This is a genomic window from Micromonospora taraxaci, from assembly GCF_007830095.1.
In the GTDB taxonomy this organism is placed as follows: Bacteria; Actinomycetota; Actinomycetes; order Mycobacteriales; family Micromonosporaceae; genus Micromonospora; species Micromonospora taraxaci.
Window position 1 is genome coordinate 4,977,903 of the sequence record NZ_VIWZ01000001.1, and the last position, 22,843, is coordinate 5,000,745.

Here is a 22,843-nt window from a genome sequence, read left to right on the forward strand (position 1 = left end):
TGCAGAGCAAAGGGAGCGAGCAGGCAGGTGCCCTAGCGCCGGGCGGGGGACGCGGAGTGACGCTCGCCGACGAGAGTCGGCGATCACAATGGGTGATATTTCACAGACCGGCGCGAAAGGCGGTGAAAGGTCGGGTGCGGCGGGCGGGAAGCCGCCGGTCAGGCGGCTCGGGCGGCCAGGTGGTGCAGTGCGAGGCGATAACCGTCGATGCCGAGGCCGCAGATCACCCCGGTCGCCACCGCGGACACCACCGAATGGTGCCGGAACTCCTCGCGGGCGTGGATGTTGGAGAGGTGCACCTCCACCAACGGCCCCCGCAGCATGGCGCAGGCGTCCCGCACGGCGTACGAGTAGTGCGACCAGGCGGCCGGGTTGAGCACCACGGCGGCGCCCTCGTCGGCCGCCGCGTGCAGCCAGCCGAGCAGCTCGTGCTCGGCGTCGGTCTGCCGGACCGTCACGTCCAGCCCCAGCTCCCGACCGGTGGCCTCGCAGAGCGCGACCAGGTCGGCGTAGGTGGTCGCGCCGTACACCTCGGGCTCGCGGGTGCCCAGCCGGCCCAGGTTCGGCCCGTTCAGGACGTAGACCTTCACGGGTTGGAAACCTCCTGGTAGGCGGCCTCCAGCAGCGCGTCGTCCGGGCCCTCGAACATCGCCGGGCGGGCCAGCCCGTCGAGCACCACGAACCGCAGCCGGCTGCCCCGGGCCTTCTTGTCCACCCGCATGGTCGCCAGCAGGCGCGGCCACGCGTCAGCCGGGTAGCTCACCGGCAGACCGAGCGCGGTCAGGGTGACCCGGTGCCGGTCGGCGGTCGGGGCGTCCAGCCGGCCGGCGAGGCGCGCCAGCGCAGCGGCGTACACCAGGCCGACAGCGACGGCGTGGCCGTGCCGCCACCGGTAGCCCTCGTTCTGCTCGATCGCGTGGGCGAGGGTGTGACCGTAGTTGAGCACCTCCCGCAACCCCGACTCGCGCAGGTCACCGGCGACCACGTCGGCCTTGACCCGGATCGCCCGCTCGATCAGCTCCCGCGTCGCCGGCCCACACACGTCGGTGGCAGCCGCCGGATCGCGCTCGACCAGGTCGAGGATCACCGGGTCGGCGATGAAGCCGCACTTGACCACCTCGGCGAGCCCGGCCGCGACGTCGACAGCGGGCAGGCTGTCCAGGGTCGCCAGGTCGGCGAGGACCCCGACCGGCGGGTGGAACGAGCCCACCAGGTTCTTGCCGGCGGCCGTGTTGATGCCCGTCTTGCCGCCGACGGCGGCGTCGACCATGCCCAGCAGCGAGGTCGCCACCGGAACCCAGCGCACCCCGCGCAACCAGCAGGCCGCGACGAAGCCGGCCAGGTCGGTCACCGCACCGCCGCCCACCCCGACCACCGCGTCGGTGCGGGTGAACCCGGCCTCCCCGAGCCGGTCCCAACAGGCAGCGGCGACGTCGATCTGCTTGCCCGACTCGGCGTCGGGCACCTCGATCGGCAGCGGCTCGATGCCGGCGGCGCGCAGCCGCTCGCCAACCGCGTCCGCGAGGGCCTTGAGCGGGGGCGCGTGCAGCACCGCCGCCCGACTCGCCCCGGGCAGCAGGCCGGGCAGCGCGCCCAGCAGGTCACGCCCCACCAACACGTCGTACGGCCGCTCGCCGCCGACCGGAATCCGGGTCACCTCGTCCATCGCCGGCAGCCTAGTCCAGCGGGCGGCGCGGCGACGGTGTCTGTCCACCTGCTGGCCGGGCGGCCCACTCCGCCAGTCGGCGGGCGTGCTCGGCCACGGCGGTGCGCAGGGCCTCCGGCTGTCGCACGGTGAAGGGGCAGCCCAGACCGGAGAGCAGCGCGGCCATACCGGGCAGGCTCTCCGCCCGAGCCCGCAGCAGCACCCCGTCGGTGGTGGCGGTCAACTCGGCCACGCTGGGCGGGATGCGGCGACGGGCGGCGACCAGGTCGGTCTCGAGTAACACCTCCACCTCGTGCTGGTACGGCACACCAGCGAGGGACCGCGTCACCCAGGCGACCGCCTCGAAGCCGTCCGGCACGGTGAACGTCGCCTCGCCCGGCGTGACGGCGCCGATGCGGTCCAGCCGGAATGTGCGGACCTCCCCCCGCCGGTGGTCGTGGCCGGTGACATACCAACGGCCGGCGTGGAAGACCAGCCCGTACGGGTCGAGTTCCCGGTGCGAGCGCTCGCCCCGCCAGGAGCGGTAGTCGAGTGCCACCCGTTGCCGGTGTCGGGCCGCCGAGGCGAGCGTGAGCAGGGTGCCCGACGCCGGCCCGCGCTCCTGCTCCGGTCGACGCAGGGTGAAGCCCAGGTGCTCCTGCACGGCGGCGAGCCGGTCGGCGAGCGCCGCCGGCAGCACCCGGCGGATCTTCGCCAGGGCGGTGGCGGTGGCCGGCTGCTCGGTGGCGAGCCCGACCCGTTCGGCGACGACCAGGCCGAGCAGCACGGCCACCGCCTCGTCGTCGGTGAGCATGAGCGGCGGCAGCTTGTATCCGGAGTGCAGCCGGTAGCCGCCGTAGCGGCCTCGGTCGGCGGTGACGGGGATGCCCAGCTCGACCAGGGTGGCCGCGTACCGGCGCACGGTCCGCTCGTCGACGCCGAGCCAGCCGGCCAGCTCGGCGGCGGTAGCGCGGTGCCGGGTCTGCAACACCTCGAGGAGAGCCAGCACCCGACCGGCGGGATGTGACACGGGCCACTCCTCCAAACCGGGCGGATTCTGCCCGCATTCGATCGTACGGTCTGTCGGTAACCGAGAGAAGGAGCGACAGATGGCGACGTTCGTGCTGGTTCCGGGGTTCTGGTTGGGCGCCTGGGCGTGGCGGGAGGTGACCGCGACGTTGCGGGCGCAGGGGCACGAGGTCCACCCGATGACCCTGACCGGGTTGGCCGAGCGGGACCACCTCGCCGGGCCGGAGGTCGGCCTGGAGACGCACACAGCGGACATCGTCCGGCTGATCGAGGTCGAGGATCTGCGCGACGTGCTGCTGGTCGGGCACTCCGGTGGCGGCATGCCGGTCGCGCAGGCGGCCGACCGCATCCCGGACCGGATCGCCCGGGTGGTCTACGTGGAGAGCGGACCACTGCCGGACGGCACCGCGCAGTTCGACACGGTGCCGCCGGAGGAGCAGGAACGACTCCGGGCCGCGATCGGCGACGGTGACCTGCTGCCGCCGCCGGCCTGGGATCCGACCGCCGACCCGACCAACCTGGCCGGTCTGGACGAGCCCACGTTGGCTCTGCTGCGCGCCCGGGCCACCCCGCAGCCGCTGCGCGCGGCCACCGACCCGGTCCGCCGCACCGGCGGTCGTCCGGTGCCGACCGCGCTGGTCGCCAGCACCTTCCCGCTCGCCGTGGTCCGGCAGATGATCGACGAAGGGCACCCGTTCTTCACCGGGCTGGCCGGCGGCCACCTGTTCGAGTTGCCGACCGGGCACTGGCCGATGCTCAGCGAACCGAAGGCTCTCGCCGACATCCTCGACGCGGCCGCCCGGGGCTGAGCAGAGACCCGAATCGGGGGCAGCCCGCCCCGGCGGGTGCGGACGTCAGCGGGGCAGCAGCGCGGCGATCTCGGCGACGACCGCCGCCGGGGTCCGGCCGTCGGTGGTCACCGTCTCGGTGGCCACCTCGGCGTAGAGCGGCCGACGCTGGTCCAGAAGGTGCTTGAGGGTCGCCCGCGGGTTGATCGCCAGCAGCGGGCGGCCCGCGCCGAGCCCGACCCGCTTCACCGCGTCGGGCAACTCGACCGAGAGGTACACCACCCGGTGCCCGACCAGGGCGGCCCGGGTCTCCTCGGCCAACACCGCGCCGCCGCCGAGGGCGAGCACGCCCGTGCCGCCGGCCAGCGCCGCCGCCACCGCGGCCCGCTCGAGGGTACGGAAGTGAGCCTCACCCTCGTCGATGAAGATCTCCGGGATCGGCTTGCCGGCCATCTGCTCGATGTCGATGTCGGTGTCGCGGAACTCCACCGAGAGGGTGTCGGCGAGCGCCCGCCCGACGGTGGTCTTGCCGCAGCCGGGCGCGCCGACCAGCACGACGACCGGTGCCATCAGCGGATGACCAGCGCGTCGAGGTAACCGGCCAGGTTGCGGCGGATCTCGGCGATCGAGTCGCCGCCGAACTTCTCGGTGGCCGCCTCGGCGAGCACCAGCGCCACCATCGCCTCGGCGACAACCGCCGCGGCCGGCACCGCACAGACGTCGGAACGCTGGTTGATCGCGGTGGCCGGCTCACCGGTGGAGACGTCCACAGTGGAGAGGGCCCGGTTCAGCGAGGAGATCGGCTTCATCGCCGCGCGGACCCGCAACGGCTCCCCGGTGGTGATGCCACCCTCCAGGCCACCCGCCCGGTCGGTGACCCGGCGGACGCCGGTGGCGGACGGAATGATCTCGTCGTGCGCCTCCGAGCCACGGGACCGGGCCTGCTGCCAGCCGTCACCGATCTCCACACCCTTGATGGCCTGGATCGACATCAGCGCGGTGGCCAGTCGAGCGTCGAGCTTGCGGTCCCACTGCACGTGACTGCCCAACCCCGGCGGCACCCCGTACGCCAACACCTCGACCACGCCGCCGAGGGTGTCGGCGGCCTTTTTCGCGGCGTCGACCTCGGCGACCATCAGGGCGCTGGCCTCCGGGTCGAGGCAGCGCAGCGGGTCAGCGTCGATGCGGGCGGCGTCGGACGGGACCGGACGCAGACCGGGCTTCGCGGCCACTGGGCCCAGCTCGACGACGTGCGAGACGATCTCGATGCCGAGCGCCTGACGGATCAGCGCCTTGGCGACCGCGCCGACGGCGACCCGGGCGGCGGTCTCCCGGGCGCTGGCGCGTTCCAGGATCGGCCGGGCGTCGGTGTGGCCGTACTTCTGCATGCCGGCCAGGTCCGCGTGGCCCGGCCGGGGTCGGGTCAGCGGGGCGTTGCGGGCCTGGCGGGCCAGCTCGTCGGGGTCGACCGGGTCGGCGGCCATCACGGTCTGCCACTTCGGCCACTCGGAGTTGCCGACCCGGATGGCCACCGGGCTGCCCAGCGTGACGCCGTGGCGCAGACCGCCGAGCAGCTCGACCTCGTCCCGCTCGAACGACATCCGGGCGCCGCGGCCGTAGCCCAGCCGCCGGCGGGCCAGCTCGTCGGCGATCACGGAGGTGGTCACCTCGATGCCGGCCGGCACCCCCTCCATCATCGCGACGAGGGCGGGACCGTGCGATTCACCTGCAGTCAGCCAACGCAACACAGCGATCAGTCTGTCACGCCCGGCCACCGCCCGGACACGCTGCCCGCCGTGTCCCGCCCGGTGGACGCCCCCGGCCCGAGGGGAAACCTGGGATCGGGGCGGCGCGCCGGGCAGCCCGGCCGGCAGCGACCTCAGCGACCCAGGTCAGGGGTCTCCCCGCCCTCACACCTCCGTCAGCACACCAGCCAGTTCCCGGTACTCACCGCCCGTGCGCGGACAGACGAACCGGCCGTCGCCCTTGGCGACCAGCGGCTCGCCCGCCCGACCCACCCAGCCCACCCTGCGGGCCGGGACGCCAACCACGAGCGCGAAGTCGGGCACGTCCGTGGTGACGACGGCGCCCGCGGCGATCAACGCCCAACGGCCAACCGTCACGGGCGCCACACAGACGGCCCGAGCTCCGATCGCCGCGCCCTCCCCCACGGTGACCCCGACCGCTGTCCAGTCGTCGCCACCCTTGAGCCGGCCCTCCGGCGTCACCGCCCGCGGGTACTCGTCGTTGGTGAGCACTGCCGCAGGCCCCACGAAGACGCCGTCGCCCAGCACGGCGGGCTCGTAGACGAGACCGTAGTTCTGGACCTTCACGTTGTCGCCGAGGCGTACGCCCGGTCCGACATACGCGCCCCGGCCGATCACGCAGTCGTGCCCGAGGCGGGCGTCCTCCCGCACCTGGGCGAGATGCCAGATCTTCGTGCCAGGCTGGATCGTCGCGCGTACGTCGACATCGGCGCCGGGTGCAACGAACACGTCGTTGCGGTGTGGCTCCACAGAATCGGTCATCTCGTTCCTCGTCGTGAGTTCGGTGCCCATCACTGTAGGAACCAGCGCGGACCGCCGGCTGCCCTTGAGGCGGCCCGTGTCACGCACCCGTCGGCTCGAATTGACGCGACCGACAGCCGGTGCGCCTGGGCCGAAGGTATGGGTTCCCCAGCGGCGGCCCGCCGAAATCCGACACAGCGCTGTCCACGCCGATCTGCGGCCGGTAGCTTCCCGGGGCGGGCCAGGTCAACGGGTGCCAATCCTGGTCCGACACTGCGCTGTGTCGGACGTCGGCTCTTGGTCGCCCACCACGAACCGCCGTAGACGAAACGGATCACCGTGACTTCTTCACCTGCCGTCTCCGACCAACCCATCGGGATCGCCGTCATCGGCGCCGGCTACTGGGGCCCCAACCTGGTTCGCAACTTCCAGGGATCCACGGCGTTCCGGCTGCGCTGGCTGTGTGACCTCGACGTCGACCGGGCCCGCCGCGTGCTTGGGGACTACTCGACCGTGCAGGTCACCGACGACCTCGACACCGTGCTGGCCGATGACGCGGTGCAGGCCGTCGCGATCGCCACCCCGGCCGGCACCCACCTGCCGGTGGCGCTGGCCGCGCTGCGCGCCGGCAAGCACGTGCTGGTGGAGAAGCCCCTCGCCGCCACCTACGACGAGGGCCGCCAACTCGTCGAGGAAGCCGACCGGCGCGGGCTCACGCTCATGTGCGACCACACCTACTGCTACACCCCGGCTGTTCTCCGCATCCGTGAGCTGCTGCACGCGGGTGAGCTGGGCGAGCTGCACTACCTCGACTCGGTTCGCATCAATCTCGGTCTGGTCCAGCGGGACATCGACGTGATCTGGGACCTGGCGCCGCACGATCTGTCCATCCTGGACTTCGTGCTGCCGCCGGGCGTCGTGCCGGTGGCCGTCGCCGCGCACGGTGTCGACGGCATCGGCGCCGGCCGTAGTTGCGTCGCGTACCTCACGCTCCGACTCAACACCGGTGCGATCGCACACATCCACGTCAACTGGCTCTCCCCCGTCAAGATCCGCACCACCATCATCGGTGGCTCCAAGCGCACCCTGGTCTGGGACGACCTCAACCCCAGCCAGCGGCTGGCGATCTTCGATCGGGGCGTCGACGTGGCGACGCCGGACGAACTCGGCGCCGAAGAACGCCACGACGTGCTCGTGTCCTACCGCTCGGGGGACATGGTGGCGCCGGCACTGACCGAGCGCGAGGCGCTGCGGACCATGGTCGAGGAGTACGCGCGCGCCATCCGCAGCGGATCGCCCGCGCTCACCGACGGCCGAAGCGGCCTACGGGTCCTGCAGATCCTGCAGGCAGCCTCGCACAGTCTCACCAAGGGTGGCGTGATGGTCGATCTGGAAGGAGAGTCCGAACGATGAGTGCGGCGGTTTCGGTCAAGAATGCGCGTGCCCTGGTGACGGGCGGAGCCGGCACGATCGGCTCGCACGTGGTCGACCTACTCGTGCGCGGCGGTGCCAGCGAGGTCGTCGTCCTCGACAACCTCGTACGCGGCCGGCGCGAGAACCTGGCGTGGGCGCTGCAGAGCGACCGGGTGCGCGTGGTGGAGGGCGACATCCGCGACGTCGACCTCGTCCGCGACGTCACCCGGGGCAAGGACCTGGTCTTCCACCTCGCCGCCATCCGGATCACGCAGTGCGCCGAGGAGCCCCGACTGGCCAACGAGGTGCTCGTCGACGGCACGTTCAACGTGCTGGAGGCTGCCGCCGCCGAGGGCGTCCGCAAGGTGATCGCCTCGTCGTCGGCGTCGGTCTACGGCCTGGCCGAGGAGTTCCCCACCGGCGAACGGCACCACCCGTACAACAACGACACGTTCTACGGGGCCGCCAAGGCGTTCAACGAGGGCATGCTGCGCAGCTTCCACGGGATGTACGGGTTGGACTATGTGGCCCTGCGGTACTTCAACGTGTACGGCCAGCGGATGGACGTCCACGGGCTGTACACCGAGGTGCTGATCCGCTGGATGGAGCGCATCGACGCGGGCCTCCCCCCGCTGATCCTCGGCGACGGCACCCAGACGATGGACTTCGTGGACGTTGTCGACATCGCCCGGGCCAACATCCTGGCCGCCGAGTCGGCGCACACCGACGAGGTGTTCAACATCGCCAGTGGGGTCGAGACCAGCCTCAACGAGCTCGCCCGCACGCTGCTGTCGGTGATGAAGAGCGACCTGTCCCCGGAGTACGGCCCGGCGCGGACGGTCAACGGGGTCACCCGGCGACTCGCCGACACCTCCGCCGCCGCGCGGGCACTCGGCTTCCGGGCGGAGATCGGTCTTCGGGAAGGCCTCCAGGGGCTGGTCGAGTGGTGGCGCGCGGAGCAGCCCGCCCACGGCGGGTCCCAGGAGGCGCGGTGACCATCGAGGCGGCCCGCCGCATCCCGGTGATGCTCCCCGCGCTCGGCGAGGAGGAGGCACTGGCCGCGGCGGACGCTGTCCGCTCGGGGTGGGTCGCCCAGGGCCCGCGGGTCGCGGCGTTCGAGGCCGCGTTCGCCGCCAGTGTCGGGGCGGCCCACGGCGTCGCCGTCAGCTCCTGCACCACGGCGCTGCACCTCGCGCTCGTCGCGGTCGGGGTGCAGCCCGGTGACGAGGTGATCGTCCCGTCGCTGTCGTTCATCGCCACCGCCAACGCGGTCCGCTACGTCGGAGCGCGGCCCGTCTTCGCCGATGTGGACATCACCACCGGCAACGTCACGGTGGCGACGCTCGACGCGGTGCGCACCCCGCGCACCAGGGCCGTCATCGCCGTGCACCAGGGCGGCGTGCCGGCCGAGGTGTCCGCGCTGCGGACCGCCGCCGACCGCTGGGGCGTGTCGCTGATCGAAGACGCGGCGTGCGCGGCCGGCTCTACGGTGAACGGTGCTCCGGTCGGTGCCGGGGCTTTGCTCGCGGCGTGGTCGTTCCACCCGCGAAAGCTCCTCACCACCGGCGAGGGCGGGATGATCACCACCGACGACGCGGACTGGGCGGTGCGGCTGCGCCGGCTGCGCGAGCACGGGATGAACGTGTCGGCCGCGGACCGGCACGCGAGCGCCCAACCGATCCTCGAGGCGTACCTGGAGACGGGCTACAACTACCGGATGACCGACATCCAGGCCGCCATCGGCCTGGTCCAACTCGGCAAGCTCAGGGACATCGTGGCGCAGCGTCGCCACCTCGCCGCGCGGTACCACGAGTTGCTGGCCGACGTGCCCGGTGCGGTCGCGGTCCGCGACCCGGCGCACGGCCGCACCAATTTCCAGACGTTCTGGGTGCTGCTCACCGACGAGTTCGGCGTCGGACGCGACGAAACCCTCGCCGCGCTCGCCGCCGCCGGAGTGTCCGCCCGGCGCGGCATCATGGCGTCGCACCTGGAGCCGGCGTACGCGGGCGTCAAACCGGCCCCGCTGCCGGTGACCGAGCGGATCACACGCGACTCGCTGGTCCTGCCCCTGCACCATGCGCTCACCGAGGACGACCAGGACCACATCGTCGGAACGCTTCGTGGACTGGTCCGCCGATGACCAACGATCTCGTGATCGTCGGTGCCGGCGGAATGGCTCGGGAGACGGCGGCCACCGTCGCGGCGATCAACGCGGTGGCGCCGACCTGGCGACTACGGGGCTTCCTCGACGACGACCCCGCCCTGCACGGCGTGACCCGTGCCGGGTTGCCGGTGCTGGGCCCGCTGGACGCGATCGCCGACCTGCCCGATGCCGCCGTGGTGGTCTGTGTCGCCAACGCCCGCGACCCCGGCGTCCGCGAGCGGGTGGTACGGCGGCTGGGCCTGCCGGTGGCACGGTACGCAAGCGTCGTCCACCCGTCGGCCGAGGTGCCCGCCGGCTGCACGGTCGGGCCGGGCTCGGTGCTGCTGGCCCAGGTCGTCCTGACCGCCGACGTCACGGTCGGCGCGCACGTGGCGATCATGCCGCAGACCGTGCTCACCCACGACGACATCGTCGCCGACCACGTCACGATCGCCTCGGGCGTGCGGATCTCCGGTTCCGTGCGGATCGGCCGCGGCGCCTACCTCGGGGCAGGGGCGCTGATCCGCGAATCGCTCACCGTCGGCGCGAAATCGATCATCGGCATGGGTGCGGTCGTGCTCAGCGACGTACCCCCCGACGAGGTGTGGGCCGGCAATCCGGCCCGCTTCCTCCGTCCCGTCCGTCAGCCAACTCTGCAGGGAGTGCTCGCACGATGACCGCGATTCCGTTGGTGGACCTGCAGGCTGCGCACGCCGAGGTGGCGGAGGAGGTCGCCGTCGGCTTCAAGCGGGTCCTGGCGGACACCGCCTTCATCGGCGGCCCCGAGGTGGCCGCCTTCGAACGCGAGTACGCGGCGTTCGCCGGGGTGAACCACTGCGTGGGGGTCGCCAACGGCACCGACGCGCTCGAACTGGCACTACGCGCCGTCGGCGTCGGAGGAGGCGCCGAGGTGATCCTGCCCACGAACACCTTCATCGCCACCGCCGAGGCCGTCGCCCGTGCCGGCGCCCGACCGGTGCTTGTCGACTGCGATCCCGACTCGTACCTGATCGACGTCGACGCGGCGCTGGCCGCGATCACGCCGGCCACCCGGGCGATCATCCCGGTACACCTCTACGGCCAACTGGCCCCGGTGGAGCGCCTACGCGACGGCCTGGCCGGACGTGACATCGCCATCGTCGAGGACGCCGCGCAGTGCCAGGGCGCCACCCGGCACGGACGCGGCGCCGGTGTCGACGGCATCGCCGCGACGAGCTTCTACCCCGGCAAGAACCTGGGGGCGTACGGCGACGCCGGCGCCGTGGTGACCGCCGACGCCGACGTCGCCACCATGGTCCGCACCCTCGGCAGCCACGGCGGCGTGCAGAAGTACGTGCACGACGTCATCGGTGTGAACAGCCGACTGGACGGCCTCCAGGCGGTCGTGCTCCGCGCCAAGCTGGCCCGGCTGGCCAACTGGAACGCGCTGCGCCGGGCCGCGGCCGCCCGGTACGACGCGCTGCTGGAGTCGGTCGACGTGCTCCGCCCGGTGACCCTGCCGGGCAACGAGCACGTCTGGCACATCTACTGTCTCCGGGTCCCCGGCGACGGCACCCCGGCCCGCCGGGACCGCGTGCTGGCGCGGCTCAACGCGAGCGGCGTCGGGGCGGGGATCCACTACCCCGTGCCGGTGCACCTGACGAAAGCCTTCGCCGGCCTCGGCTACCCGCAGGGGGCCTTCCCGCACGCGGAGCGGATCGCGACCGAACTGCTCTCGCTGCCGATCTATCCGCAGATCACCGCCGACCAGCAACAGGCCGTCGTCGCCGCGCTGACCGCCGCGCTGGCCGGCTGAGCGGGTCTGCTCCCCCAGGTCGCAGGCGACCCGGGCGGCGGACGGGCAGGCGAACCTGGGGATGGAGATGTCGTGTACGTGACGCTGCGGGACCGGCCGGACGATGCCGGTACGAGCCGGGCCCGCAGCGCCGTGCGCCGGGTGTCCGGGACGGTCGTGCTGCTCGGCACGGTCAGTCTTCTCACCGACGTGTCGTCGGAGATGGTGGCCTCGATCCTGCCGCTCTACCTGACCGCCGTGGTCGGCCTGAGCCCTGTCGCGTACGGCTTCCTGGACGGCATCTACCAGGGCGTCAGCGCGCTGGTACGGATCGCCGGAGGCTATGTCGGCGACCGCGGGCAGCGACCGAAGTGGGTGGCGGTGACCGGGTACGCCGCATCGGCGTTGAGCCGCCTGGCGATGCTGCCCGCGGCTGGCTTCGCTGCGATAACCGCGGTGGTCACCGCCGACCGGTTGGGCAAGGGCCTGCGCACCGCCCCCCGGGACGCCCTGATCGCTGCGGCGTCGCAACCGGACGTGCTGGGGCGGGCCTTCGGCGTGCACCGGGCGCTGGACACCCTTGGCGCCGCCATCGGCCCCCTGGTCGCCTTCGCGCTGCTCGCGGCCGTCCCTGGCAGCTACGACTCGATCTTCGTCGTCTCGTTCGCCTTCGCCGTCGCCGGGGTTGCGGTGCTGGTGCTGCTCGTGCCGGACCTGCCGACGGCGGCCGGCGCGGCCCGGGCCACTCTGCGCGAGGTGTTCTCGGAGGTCGCCGGACGAGGTCTGCGGCGACCGCTGCTGGCCGCCGCACTGCTGGGCCTGCTGACCATCGGCGACGGCTTCCTCTACCTGCTCCTGCAGGACCGGGACGACTTCACCGCCCGCTACTTCCCCCTGCTCTACGTGGGGACCAACGTCGCCTACCTGGCGCTGGCCGTACCCATGGGGCTGCTGGCCGACCGGGTCGGCCGCGGCCGGGTGCTGGTCGCCGGTCACCTGGCGCTGCTGGGCGCCTATCTGCTCGCGACGCTGCCCAGCAGCGGCGTCGGCGGGACCCTCGCGGTCCTGGTGCTGCTCGGCACCTTCTACGCCGCCACCGACGGCGTGCTGGCGGCGTTGGTGAGCCGCCTCGTGGGCGCCCGGGCACGAGGAAGCGGCATCGCCGCCGCCCAAACCACCGTGGCGCTGGCCCGGTTCGCCGCGTCGGTGCTATTCGGTCTGCTCTGGAGCATCCAGGGTCCCCGCCCGGCGCTGCTGCTCTTCGCCGCCCTGCTCGCGGTCGCCGTGCCGATCGCCGCCTGGCTGCTGCGTGGCATCGATCGTCCGACCCCGGCGACGCTCCCCGGCGCCCGACCCGGTGGAGTGCCGGCATGAGCGGGCGGATGGGTGGGCTCGGGCCACGGGCGCGGCTGACGGCGCTGGCAGTGGTGCTGCTGGTGGCGTTCCTCGGCGCGGGCGGTTATGTCTGGCAGGCCCGCCGGGACCTGACCGCCGCACGGACGTCGGCGACCGGCGCGCCGACGCGGGACGACCTCGCCATGGTGCGCGACGTGCCACACCTGGTCTTCCGCAACACGGCCCTCGGCGCCGACTACGGCCGGGTGGCCATGGTCCCGCTCTCGGCGCCGGCCGGGCCCCGCGCGGTCACCGACGCCGCGTGCGAGCGGGTCTACGCGACCCGGGACGAGGCGATCTGCCTCTCCGCCGAGCGGGGCCTGCTGACCACGTACCGGGCGCGGCTGCTCGACGCGGGCTGGTCGGCGCGGCGCGACCTACCGCTGGTCGGCACACCGAGCCGGGCCCGGTTGTCGCCGGACGGGTCGCTGGTGGCGACGACCACGTTCGTCTTCGGGGACTCGTACGCGAATCCGGGGCAGTTCTCCACCCGTACCGTGATCAGCCGGACCGCGGGTGAGGTGATCGGGGACGTCGAGCAGTTCCCACTCGTCGTCGAGGGTGCGGTGGTCACCGCCGTGGACAAGAACCTGTGGGGGGTGACCTTCGCCGACGACGACCGGTTCTACGCCACCGCCGCATCCGGGGGGAAGACCTGGCTGGTCGAGGGGAGTCTCGCCGCCCGCCGGGTGACCGCCCTGCGGGAGGACGCCGAGTGCCCGTCGCTCTCCCCGGACGGGACCCGAATCGCCTTCAAGAAGCACGGCGACCTGCCGCCCGGCCGCTGGCGCCTCGCCGTCTACGACCTCGCGACCGGCACCGAGACGCTGCTCGCCGAGACCCGCAGCGTCGATGACCAGGTCGAATGGCTCGACGACACGAGAATCATCTACGCGCTGCCCCGCGGCGGCACCGGGACGGCGACCAGCGACATCTGGTCAAGCCCGGCCGACGGCCGGGGCGGTCCCGAGCTGCTGGTATCCGACGCCTGGTCGCCGGCAGTGGTCCGGTGAACACCGAAAAGCCGGGCCCACCGCCGGCCGACAGAAGGACTCCTGGCATGTCACGACTGGCCATCATCACCCCCAGCTTCGGGCCGGACTTCGACCGCTGCGCCGACCTGCACCGCTCGGTGCTGGCGCACGCGCCGGATTCGATCCGCCACCACATCATCGTGCCGCGAGCCGATCTGGCACTGTTCGGTCAGTTGAGCGGGCCGCGCGCGGTGATCCACGACGAGGCGGATTTCCTGCCCCGATCCTTCCGGTCCCTGCCGGGTGGGAACCTCTCGGTCAACCTTCGTCGCCCGTTCCCGCCGTTGCGCGGCTGGATCCTGCAGCAGATCATCAAGCTCGCGGCCGCGGCACGATCAGACGCCGACGTCGTCGTGCTGGTCGACTCGGACATCCAGTTCGTCCGGCCGTTCTCCGCCGACACCTTCCGCCGTGACGAGGTCGTCCGCTTCTATCGCAAACCCGACGAGGTCGACGAGCGGCTGCCCCGGCACGTGATCTGGCACCAGGTCGCCCGGTCCCTGCTCGGTGTGCCGGCGGCCGCGCCGCCCTACCCCGACTACGTCTCGTCGCTGCTGGCGTGGGATCCGGCCGTCGTACGGCGGCTGCTGGCCCGGGTGGAGTCGGTGACCGGGCGTCGGTGGGCGGACGCGATCGGGGCGAAACTGCACTTCTCCGAGTGGACGCTGTACGGCGTCTATGTCGATGAGGTTGCCGGGGCGGGAACGAATGTCGACTCCTTCCGCGTCGCGGACACCCTCTGCCACTCCTACTGGGAAGAAACCCCATTGGACGAACGCGCGATGCGGACGTTTCTCGGCGAGATCCAGGATCACGACATCGCGGTGATGATCTCCGCCAAGTCCAAAACGCCCACGCCGCTGCGTCGAAGGGCACTGGCCGACCTTTCCCTGGCCTGACCACGGACGACAATGTGACGTGCGAGAGCGGCCCGGATACACCGACGGCCCGACGCGGTGGTTGAACCCGGCCGTCCGGCGCGCTGACCGGTGAAACAGGACGATTCCGTGGGTCACGCCAGGGCGGTACGCTCTGGCCAGCCCTCCACTGAAGGATCCCGATCCAAGGGTAGGAACGAGAGCATGGTGCGGCGATTCAACGGATCGACGACGACCATGACCAGCGACGCCAGGCGTGCGAACGGCGGCCGGGCTTCCGGAGAGAGACCCGCCGAGACCCTCCGGGTGGTGCGACCGCAGGGATCCCGCCAGGCCGCTTTCATGCTGCAACTCTTCATCCTCAGCGCCTTCATCTTTCCGTCGGACACGGTGATCCGGATCGTCGGCGCGCAGGGTTACCTGGCCAGCCTCGTCTCCCTTGTCCTCTTCCTGGCCTGGGCGGTGACGGCGCTGCTGGGACTGCACGATCCGGTGCACACCCGCTATCCCGTTCGCGGGGCGTTGGCGCTGCTGTGGATCTGTGCGCTGCTCTCCTACGCCGCCATGCCGCTGTTCACGCCGGACGAGACCCAGCGGCTCAGCGCCGACCGTTGGATGCTGCTGCTCGTCGGCATGTCCGGGGTGATCCTGGTGACCGCCGAGCACCTGCGCAGCCCAGCCGACCTGCTGCGAGTCATTCGGACCGTGGTGTGGGGTGGCGCGTTCTCTGGTGCCGTGGCCACTTTGCAGTTCTGGTTCCTGTGGGACCTCAAGCCGCTGCTACGCCTGGCGCTGCCGGGCTTCGAGACCGGCGACGCGTACGGCTCGTTCCAGGGCCGTGACGCCCTCGTCCGGGTCACCGGGACGACGATTCATCCGATCGAACTGGGCGTGGTCGCCGGCATGCTCCTGCCGGTGGCGATCTGGCTCGGCATTCACGACCGGGAACGCTCGACCGTGCGGCGGTGGCTGCCGGTGGGGCTGATCGGCATGTGCATACCGATGTCCGTCTCCCGGTCGGCGATCCTGGCTGTCGGTGTCGCGATGGCGACGTTCATCATCTGTCTGCCCGCCAAGCAACGGGTCTGGCTGTTCGCCTTCGCGCCGGCCGCCGTTGTCGCCATCTTCGCCACCACACCGGGCTACCTGCGGACGATCATCGGCTCCATCACTGCCGGGTCAGAGGATGCCTCGATCACCAACCGGCTGGACAACTACCCCCGGGTGGTCGCGCTGGTGCAGCAGGCCCCGTGGCTGGGTCGGGGCGGTGGCACGTTCCTCCCGGAGGACGCCACCCGGATTCTGGACAACCAGTACCTGAAGACCTCCATCGAAATGGGCGTCCTGGGCCTGACCGCGCTCGTGCTGTATTTCCTGGTCCCCGCCATCACGGCGCTGCAGGCGCGGGCCCAGACGACCAGTCCCGAGTTGCGCTCGCTGTGCGGCGCGCTGGCCGGTGCCTGCCTCGCCGCGACGGTCGGGGCGTACACCTTCGACGCGTTCTCGTTCGCGCAGTTCGCCTCGGTCCACGCCGTAGTCCTCGGGCTCTGCGCCACCTGCTGGCTGGCCGTCCAGCGGTGGCCCGCGCACACCCAGATCTTCCCCGTGTCGGTGACGGCGGCGGCCCTGCGGCCAGCAGAGCCGGCACCGCCGCAGGCCACCCGCCCGTCTCCTGCCGCAAGAATTGAGCCCTGATGGATCTCCTGGCCCTGTTCACGACCGTGCGACGCCACAAGCTGATCGTGCTGGCAGTGTTGGCAGTGCTGATCGCCGGGAACGCCTTCGTCGCCTTCGGGATACCGCCGGTCTATGAGTCACAGGCGCAGTACGTGCTGATCGCCCCGCCACCCCAGCCCAGCGACGCCGCGATCGAACGGGACCCGACGCTGCTCAAGGTCAACGCCAACAACCCGTACCTGCGACTGCCCAACCCGTCCGTGGTGGTCGACGTGCTGGCCCAGCGAGTGTCGGGTGGCCTGGTCCGCCAGGGGTTGACCAGCCAGGGGGCCGACGAGGACTACACGATCAGCTCGACCAACGCGATCGGCTCGGGCCTGGTCATCAACATCGTGGGCACGGGCAGCTCCCCCGAGTCGGCCGCGAAGACGCTCGATCTGGTGGCCGCGAGCATGGAAAAAGAGCTGTACGACATGCAGAAGGTCGACGGCGCGGACGACAAGTATCTCTTCCAGGCACTGCCGATCAACCCGCCGACGGATCCGACGCGCAAGGTCACCGGGACCATCCGGTCGATGATCGCGGTGTCGGCCGCCTGCCTGGTGCTGCTCTTCGGCATGATCTCGGTCGCCGAGGCGATCGGCCCGCGCCGCACGAAGCAGGTGGTGCCGTTCGACGGTCCGGAAGCTGCCCGTGACGCGGCCGAGCCGACGAAGGCACCCGTCGTACCGCCACGGGCCAACGCCTCCGATCTCACCATCGTCCTACCTCGCGTGCGGGGCGCGGAGCAGCAGGGTCCGGCGAGCCAGCGGCCCACCCGGGACTAGGGCCTGTTTCGCCCAGCTCGCCCTTGTGAAACAGGCCCTGGGGCGGGTTTCGGAGCGTTACGCCTGTTCGGACTTGGCCATTTCGGCGAGCTGGTCGAAGGTTCGGACGAGGTGGGCACGCCGCTGTTCCTTGTGGCCGGGTGTGGGCTTCAGGTCGTCGATGGCCCCATCCCAAACGGCCAGGAACGTGGTTTTCCAGCCGGTGATGGTGTCCGAGTCGGGCAGGTTGGCCCCGACATAGTCCTGTTGCGCAATGAGGTGGAGCAGCTCGAGGTTGCAGGGCACGGCCACGCCCCAGTACTCATCGGGCTCGATCCTGACGGGGTCGCCGGACATCGCCTCGGCGACTTCGGCGACGAGGCGGTCAGTCAAGACCCCCAGATGATCCGCGGCGGTGTCGTTGTCGAAGTTGCCACTGCCCCAGCTTCCCATGGTCCCCCACCTGTCGTGCCCGCTTGTCCGGTGGATTGAACCAGGCCGGCACGACAGGTGGCGTGAGAGCAGGCCCACCTGCTCATCCGCCTCAGCTGTCTGCCATCCGACCAAGCGTGCCTGATCGGTTGGCAATTGGCGTCCGGCCGGTGTTACAGCCAGTGTGGACGGCCGTTGGCAGGAGATGAGAGGTTCTCTATTTTTCAGTATTGAGCCGCCCGGCAGGCGCCGTGCCGTCTCGTCACGAGAGGTTGGTGCCCGATGGCGATGAAGACCCAGCCACTGCTCCGGACGGCACTGCCGGGCACCCCACCACCGGCCGGCGGTTGGGCCACCACAGGCGGTGTGCACCGCCGGATGCGGCCCGGCTTGGCGGCTCTGGTCGCCGTCAGCGTGGTCCTCGCCGGAACGATCGCCGCGACGATCGCCGACCCGACCCCGGCCGCCGCCAGTTGCAGTCCGAATCCCGTGGTCTGCGAGAACGCTCAGGCAGGGCAACCGGCCTCGGAGTGGGACATCGACGGTTTCGGTGACTGGACGATCCAGGGTTTTGCCACCGACATCAGCGTGAACCGTGGCCAGCGGATCGACTTCAAGATCGACACCGTGTCGAGCGCGTACACCATCGACATCTACCGCCTCGGTTGGTACGGCGGCGCCGGCGCCCGGCGGATCACACCGGTGACGCCGTCGGCGACACTGCCGCAGCACCAACCCGACGAGTGCATCACCAACCACGAGACCCAGATGTTCGACTGTGGGAACTGGCGGGTGTCCGCGTCGTGGCAGGTCCCGCCGGACGCCGTCTCCGGCGTGTACGTCGCCCGGTTGAAGCGCACCGACGTCGACACCGGCAGCGCGAGCCACATCACCTTCGTGGTGCGCAACGACAGCAGCACCTCAAGCCTCTTCTTCAAGACCTCCGATGCCACCTGGCACGCCTACAACACCTACGGCGGCGGGAGCTTCTACGAGGCGCTGCAGAACGGCCGGGCATTCGAGGTCAGCTACAACCGGCCGTTCTCCACCCGGGGCAGCAGCAATGGCCGTGACTTCCTGTTCAGCAACGAGTACCCCATGATCCGCTTCCTGGAGCGCAACGGGTACGACGTGAGCTACACCACCGACATCGACACCGACCGACGTGGCGACCTCATCAAGAACCACGACGTGTTCCTCTCCGTCGGACACGACGAGTACTGGTCCGGCCCGGAGCGCGCCAACGTCGAGGCGGCCCGCGATGCCGGCGTCAACCTGGCCTTCTTCAGCGGCAACGAGGTCTACTGGCGGACCCGGCTCGCGCCCAGCGTGGACGGCACCAACACCCCGCACCGCACGCTGGTCTGCTACAAGGAAACCTGGGCCAACGCCGACATTGACCCGACCAACGAGTGGACCGGCACCTGGCGAGACCCGCGGTTCATCCAGCCCGGCAACGGCGCGGGACAGCCGGAGAACGCGCTGACCGGCACCGCCTACATGAGCAACAACACCGACCTCGCGCTACAAGTGCCCGAATACCAGGGCAAGTTCCGGCTGTGGCGGAAGACCGGCCTCGACAGTATCGGGTCGGGCCAGACAGCGACGCTCGCTCCGCACACGGTCGGCTACGAGTCCGACGAGGACGTGGACAACGGATTCCGGCCAGCCGGCCTCATCCGGCTCTCCACCACGACCGGATCAACACCGGAATACCTGCGCGACTTCGGCAACACGGTCACCCCGGGTGCCACTACGCACCACCTCACGATGTACCGCGCCGCCAGCGGAGCTCTGGTGTTCGGCGCCGGGACCGTCCAGTGGGCGTGGGGTCTGGACCCGGTCCACGACGGCACCACCTCGCCGGCCGACAGCCGCATGCAGCAGGCCACCGTCAACCTCTTCGCTGACATGGGGGTTCAGCCGGCGACGCTGATGCCGGACCTCGAGCCGGTGTCGGAGTCCACCGACACCGTGGCTCCCACGGTCACCATCACCTCACTGGCGAACGGATCGACGGTCACCAACGGTTCCCTGGTGACCGTGCAGGGCAGCGCCGCCGACGCCGGTGGTGGCCGGGTGGCGGGCGTCGAGGTGTCGACCGACGGCGGCGCCACCTGGCACGCCGCCGAGGGCACCACGTCCTGGTCGTACAGTTTCCACGCCAGCGGCGCCGGCACCCAGGTGCTCCGGGTCCGGGCGATCGACGACAGCGTCAACATGCCGGCGACGCCGTCCACGATCACTCTGAAACTGGCCGGTCCCAGCACCCTCTTCGGCTCCCGGGTGCCGGATAATCCGGCGGTCAACGACAGTTCTCCGGTCGAACTGGGCGTGCGATTCACCTCGCAGAACGACGGCTACGTCACCGGCGTCCGCTTCTACAAGGGCGCAGCCAACACGGGCACGCACACCGGAAGCCTCTGGACGAGCACCGGTACCCGGCTGGCCACCGGAACGTTCGTCGGGGAGACCAGCGCCGGCTGGCAGACGCTGGCCTTCGCCAGCCCTGTGCCCATCACCCACGGCACGGAGTACGTCGCGTCCTACACCGCGCCCAACGGCGGTTACGCCGCCGACCCACTGGCGTTCAGCGGCCGGGACGTGAACTCCGCTCCGCTGATCGCTCCCCGCTCCATTCCGTCCCGGGGCAACGGCGTCTTCGCCTACGGCAGTGGCTTCCCGACGTTGACGTACAAGGACGTCAACTACTGGGTGGACGTGACGTTCATCGACAGCGCGGCCGGGGCGCCGAGCCCGGTGACAACCGCACCGTCGGCGAACGCCACCACAGTGCCGATCACGGTACGTCCGTCCGTGATCTTCTCGAAGCCGTTGAACCCGACGTCCATCCAGTTCGCCCTCCGCAACCAGGCGGGCGTGCCGGTCGCCGGCACGGTCGGATACGACGACGCGACCAAGACGGTGACCTTCACCCCGTCGACCGCCCTGGCCACCGCGACCCTCTACACCGCCACCGTGACGGTGGTCGACAACCAGGGCAACCCGGGTGACCAGCCCACCGTCTGGTCGTTCACCACCGACGCGTACGCCGCCATCTACACGATGTTCCCGCCGAACGCGACGCCGCAGTCGGCGGCGGACAGCGACCCCAGCGCCGTGGAGCTGGGCGTGAAGTTCGTCCCGTCGACAAACGGACGGGTCGTCGGGGTGCGCTTCTACCAGGGCCCGGGCAACAGCGGTACGCACACCGGCAGCCTCTGGACGGCCTCCGGCACGCTGCTGGCCCGTGCCACGTTCTCCGGTGAGTCGGGCTCGGGCTGGCAGAGCGTGCGGTTCGACAGCCCGATCACGGTCGCCGCCGGTACCACGTACGTCGCGTCTTACTTCGCACCCAACGGCCACTACGCGTCGACGTCGAACTTCTTCTCGACGCTCTGGACCAACGGACCGCTCAGTGCGCCGCCGACCACGGCCAACGGCGTCTACAACTACGGCAGGCACGCGTTCCCGCAGAGCTCGTACCAGTCCAGCAACTACTGGGTCGACCCGCTCTTCGTGCCGGACTCGGCGCCCGGCCCGGACCCGACACCGACACCAACGCCGACGTCCAGCCCCAGCCCGACTCCACCGCTGGGTCCGCCGGTCAGCCTGTTCAGCGACACCGACACACCGCAGCATCCGAGCTGGAGCGACCCAAACTCGATCGAGGTCGGCGCGCGGTTCACCGCGGACGTCGGCGGTTCGGTGACGGGGGTGCGATTCTTCAAGGGGCCGGACAACAACGGGCTGCACACCGGCACGCTGTGGACCTCCGGCGGAGACCTGTTGGCGACGGCGTCGTTCACGAACGAGACCGGATCCGGCTGGCAGGTCGCCACATTTTCACAACCCGTCAACATTTCGGCGGGGACCACGTATGTCGTCTCCTACTGGACCTCGGTCGGGCAGTACGCGGTCAATCTGAACGCCTTCTCGGGCCAGGGGATTGATCGGGGACCACTGCACATACCGGCAGGTGGAGCGGGCTTCCGCTACGGCGGCGGCTTCCCCGATTCTGCCGCTTCGCACAACTTCTGGGTGGACGTCGTATTCCGCCCGCACACGTGACGCAGTCAATTACCGGACAGCAGCTCCACGCAGTCGGAGGTTGTGCGTCAGCGCAGACGTACGGCACCTTGAGGAGCGGCGCGGCCCTGCTTGCGCGGATCTCTGTAGACAGGCGATTGAGGGAGTCCTGGTGAGCCTCGCCGACGTGAGCGTCACCGCGTGGTGACGCGGGAACGGCCACGCCCGTTGCGGCGGCGACCGACCGTTTCCGTCGTGGTTCCCTGTTACAACTACGGCCGTTATCTCCCGGCCTGCGTGCAGAGCATTCTGACGCAGGAGGGCGTGGACGTCGATGTCCTGATCGTCGACGACGCCTCACCCGACGGCAGCGTCGAGGTGGCCCGCACGATCGCCGTGGATCCGCGGGTCCAGGTGATCGAGCACGTGGTCAACCAGGGTCATCTCGCCACGTACAACGAGGGCCTGGCGAAGGCGACCGGCGACTATCTGGTCCTGCTCTCCGCGGACGACCTGTTGACGCCCGGTTCGTTGGCGCGGGCCACAGCGTTGTTGGAGGCGCATCCGGAGGTCGGGTTCGTCTACGGGTTCTCCGCGGCGTTCAACGACCGCACGCCCACCCCGCGGACCCGGGCGACCTCGTGGACGATCTGGACCGGCGAGCAGTGGCTGAGGGAGAACTGCGGGCGGGCCACCAACCCGGTGTCGACGCCCGAGGTGGTGATGCGGGCGAGTGTCATGCACGACCTCAAGGGATACGACTCGCGGGTGCCGCACGCCGCGGATTTCCTGCTCTGGCTACGCGCCGCCGCCCGCGCCCACGTCGGCCGGGTCAACGGGGTCGACCAGGCTTTCTACCGCGTACACGGGGCCAACATGCACGTCCAGGAGTACGGCGGCATGATCCGAGACATCACCGAGCGACACACCGTCTTCGAGATCCTCTTCGCCGAGGAGGGCGACCGGGTCGAGCCGGTGCGTCACCTGCACACCGCGGCCCGCACGGCGCTCGCCCAGACGGCATTGTCCCTCGCGTGCCGTGCCTACGAGTTCAATGACAGCGGCGACGAGTTGCCCGAGCGGTTGGCGGCCCTGGCGGAGAGCATCGACGCCGAGGCGCGGGGGTCGCGGCTCTGGCGGCGCTACGAACGCAACGTACGCCGCGGACGACGGCCTGAGCGCCCACCCTGGCTGCGGCGGCTGGCGGACCGGGTGGATCGCCGGGTGCGGTGGGGCTGGTGGCGTTGGCGGGGCATCCGAGTCTGACCGGCGCGGCGGACAAGCAGAACCACG

Annotated in this window: 20 protein-coding genes; 13 read left to right on the forward strand and 7 right to left on the reverse strand. The window is 70.9% G+C overall.

The genetic code is table 11. From position 1 onward, the window contains the following. Nucleotides 1-158 precede the first annotated feature (158 nt). Genes aroQ through FHU34_RS22495 form a run of 3 tightly spaced genes read right to left on the reverse strand, consistent with a single transcriptional unit; the run spans nt 159 to nt 2,675 of the window. A complete protein-coding gene (aroQ, locus tag FHU34_RS22485; RefSeq protein ID WP_145783718.1) occupies nt 159-590 on the reverse strand; it encodes a type II 3-dehydroquinate dehydratase in 432 nt (143 codons plus the stop codon). Then, on the reverse strand, nt 587-1,666 hold the full coding sequence (gene aroB, locus FHU34_RS22490; protein ID WP_145783720.1) for a 3-dehydroquinate synthase: 1,080 nt from the start codon (nt 1,664-1,666) through the stop codon (nt 587-589). The genes aroQ and aroB overlap by 4 nt, the downstream gene beginning before the upstream one ends. Nucleotides 1,667-1,676: 10 nt before the next feature. Then, entirely contained in the window at nt 1,677-2,675 is a 999-nt protein-coding gene (locus FHU34_RS22495; protein ID WP_145783724.1) for a helix-turn-helix transcriptional regulator, read from the reverse strand. A 79-nt stretch (nt 2,676-2,754) separates the two neighbouring features. On the opposite strand from FHU34_RS22495, the gene FHU34_RS22500 reads away from it, so the two are divergent. Beyond that, the gene (locus tag FHU34_RS22500; protein ID WP_145783729.1) at nt 2,755-3,483 is read left to right on the forward strand and encodes an alpha/beta fold hydrolase; all 729 of its coding nucleotides are present in this window, start codon (nt 2,755-2,757) and stop codon (nt 3,481-3,483) included. Between the two features lie 45 nt (nt 3,484-3,528). On the opposite strand, the gene FHU34_RS22505 is transcribed toward FHU34_RS22500, so the two are convergent. The 3 genes from FHU34_RS22505 to FHU34_RS22515 all read right to left on the reverse strand — a co-directional run bounded on the left by FHU34_RS22505 (nt 3,529) and on the right by FHU34_RS22515 (nt 5,990). Next, nucleotides 3,529-4,032, reverse strand: coding sequence for a shikimate kinase (locus FHU34_RS22505; RefSeq protein WP_145783732.1), 504 nt, complete (start codon nt 4,030-4,032; stop codon nt 3,529-3,531). Next, nucleotides 4,032-5,210, reverse strand: a complete 1,179-nt coding sequence (aroC, locus tag FHU34_RS22510; protein WP_145783737.1) for a chorismate synthase — start codon at nt 5,208-5,210, stop codon at nt 4,032-4,034. The genes FHU34_RS22505 and aroC overlap by 1 nt, the downstream gene beginning before the upstream one ends. A 162-nt stretch (nt 5,211-5,372) precedes the next feature. After that, entirely contained in the window at nt 5,373-5,990 is a 618-nt protein-coding gene (locus FHU34_RS22515) for an acyltransferase (RefSeq protein WP_145783739.1), read from the reverse strand. 318 nt (nt 5,991-6,308) lie between these two features. On the opposite strand from FHU34_RS22515, the gene FHU34_RS22520 reads away from it, so the two are divergent. From FHU34_RS22520 to FHU34_RS22565, 10 genes are all read left to right on the forward strand, one after another. Continuing rightward, nucleotides 6,309-7,382: a Gfo/Idh/MocA family protein gene (locus FHU34_RS22520; RefSeq protein WP_145783741.1), complete on the forward strand. Its 1,074-nt coding sequence runs from the start codon at nt 6,309-6,311 to the stop codon at nt 7,380-7,382. Continuing rightward, complete coding sequence (locus FHU34_RS22525) at nt 7,379-8,377, forward strand: NAD-dependent epimerase/dehydratase family protein (protein ID WP_145783743.1); 999 nt, start codon at nt 7,379-7,381, stop codon at nt 8,375-8,377. The genes FHU34_RS22520 and FHU34_RS22525 overlap by 4 nt, the downstream gene beginning before the upstream one ends. After that, nucleotides 8,374-9,522, forward strand: coding sequence for a DegT/DnrJ/EryC1/StrS family aminotransferase (locus FHU34_RS22530; RefSeq protein WP_244311796.1), 1,149 nt, complete (start codon nt 8,374-8,376; stop codon nt 9,520-9,522). Before FHU34_RS22525 ends, FHU34_RS22530 begins: the two co-directional genes overlap by 4 nt. Continuing rightward, on the forward strand, nt 9,519-10,202 hold the full coding sequence (locus tag FHU34_RS22535) for an acetyltransferase (protein WP_145783745.1): 684 nt from the start codon (nt 9,519-9,521) through the stop codon (nt 10,200-10,202). The genes FHU34_RS22530 and FHU34_RS22535 overlap by 4 nt, the downstream gene beginning before the upstream one ends. Further along, nucleotides 10,199-11,320 carry a DegT/DnrJ/EryC1/StrS family aminotransferase gene (locus tag FHU34_RS22540; protein ID WP_145783747.1) on the forward strand — a complete coding sequence of 374 codons (1,122 nt, stop codon included), beginning with the start codon at nt 10,199-10,201 and terminating at the stop codon, nt 11,318-11,320. Before FHU34_RS22535 ends, FHU34_RS22540 begins: the two co-directional genes overlap by 4 nt. A 72-nt stretch (nt 11,321-11,392) precedes the next feature. Continuing rightward, complete coding sequence (locus FHU34_RS22545; RefSeq protein ID WP_145783749.1) at nt 11,393-12,673, forward strand: MFS transporter; 1,281 nt, start codon at nt 11,393-11,395, stop codon at nt 12,671-12,673. Beyond that, on the forward strand, nt 12,670-13,707 hold the full coding sequence (locus FHU34_RS22550; RefSeq protein ID WP_145783751.1) for a TolB family protein: 1,038 nt from the start codon (nt 12,670-12,672) through the stop codon (nt 13,705-13,707). Before FHU34_RS22545 ends, FHU34_RS22550 begins: the two co-directional genes overlap by 4 nt. Before the next feature lie 47 nt (nt 13,708-13,754). Continuing rightward, entirely contained in the window at nt 13,755-14,627 is an 873-nt protein-coding gene (locus FHU34_RS22555; protein WP_145783754.1) for a DUF6492 family protein, read from the forward strand. A 288-nt stretch (nt 14,628-14,915) separates the two neighbouring features. Continuing rightward, the gene (locus FHU34_RS22560) at nt 14,916-16,301 is read left to right on the forward strand and encodes an O-antigen ligase family protein (protein WP_167524879.1); all 1,386 of its coding nucleotides are present in this window, start codon (nt 14,916-14,918) and stop codon (nt 16,299-16,301) included. After that, the gene (locus FHU34_RS22565) at nt 16,301-17,110 is read left to right on the forward strand and encodes a Wzz/FepE/Etk N-terminal domain-containing protein (RefSeq protein WP_145783760.1); all 810 of its coding nucleotides are present in this window, start codon (nt 16,301-16,303) and stop codon (nt 17,108-17,110) included. The genes FHU34_RS22560 and FHU34_RS22565 overlap by 1 nt, the downstream gene beginning before the upstream one ends. A 57-nt stretch (nt 17,111-17,167) precedes the next feature. Here the strand turns inward: FHU34_RS22565 and FHU34_RS22570 are convergent, their stop codons facing one another. Beyond that, a complete protein-coding gene (locus FHU34_RS22570; RefSeq protein ID WP_145783762.1) occupies nt 17,168-17,542 on the reverse strand; it encodes a DUF4259 domain-containing protein in 375 nt (124 codons plus the stop codon). Between the two features lie 261 nt (nt 17,543-17,803). Between FHU34_RS22570 and FHU34_RS22575 the strand changes: the two genes are divergently transcribed. Both FHU34_RS22575 and FHU34_RS22580 read left to right on the forward strand, forming a co-directional pair. Further along, on the forward strand, nt 17,804-21,592 hold the full coding sequence (locus FHU34_RS22575) for a DUF4082 domain-containing protein (protein ID WP_145783764.1): 3,789 nt from the start codon (nt 17,804-17,806) through the stop codon (nt 21,590-21,592). Nucleotides 21,593-21,754: 162 nt separating this feature from the next. Further along, on the forward strand, nt 21,755-22,816 hold the full coding sequence (locus FHU34_RS22580; protein ID WP_280116517.1) for a glycosyltransferase family 2 protein: 1,062 nt from the start codon (nt 21,755-21,757) through the stop codon (nt 22,814-22,816). Nucleotides 22,817-22,843 lie beyond the last annotated feature (27 nt).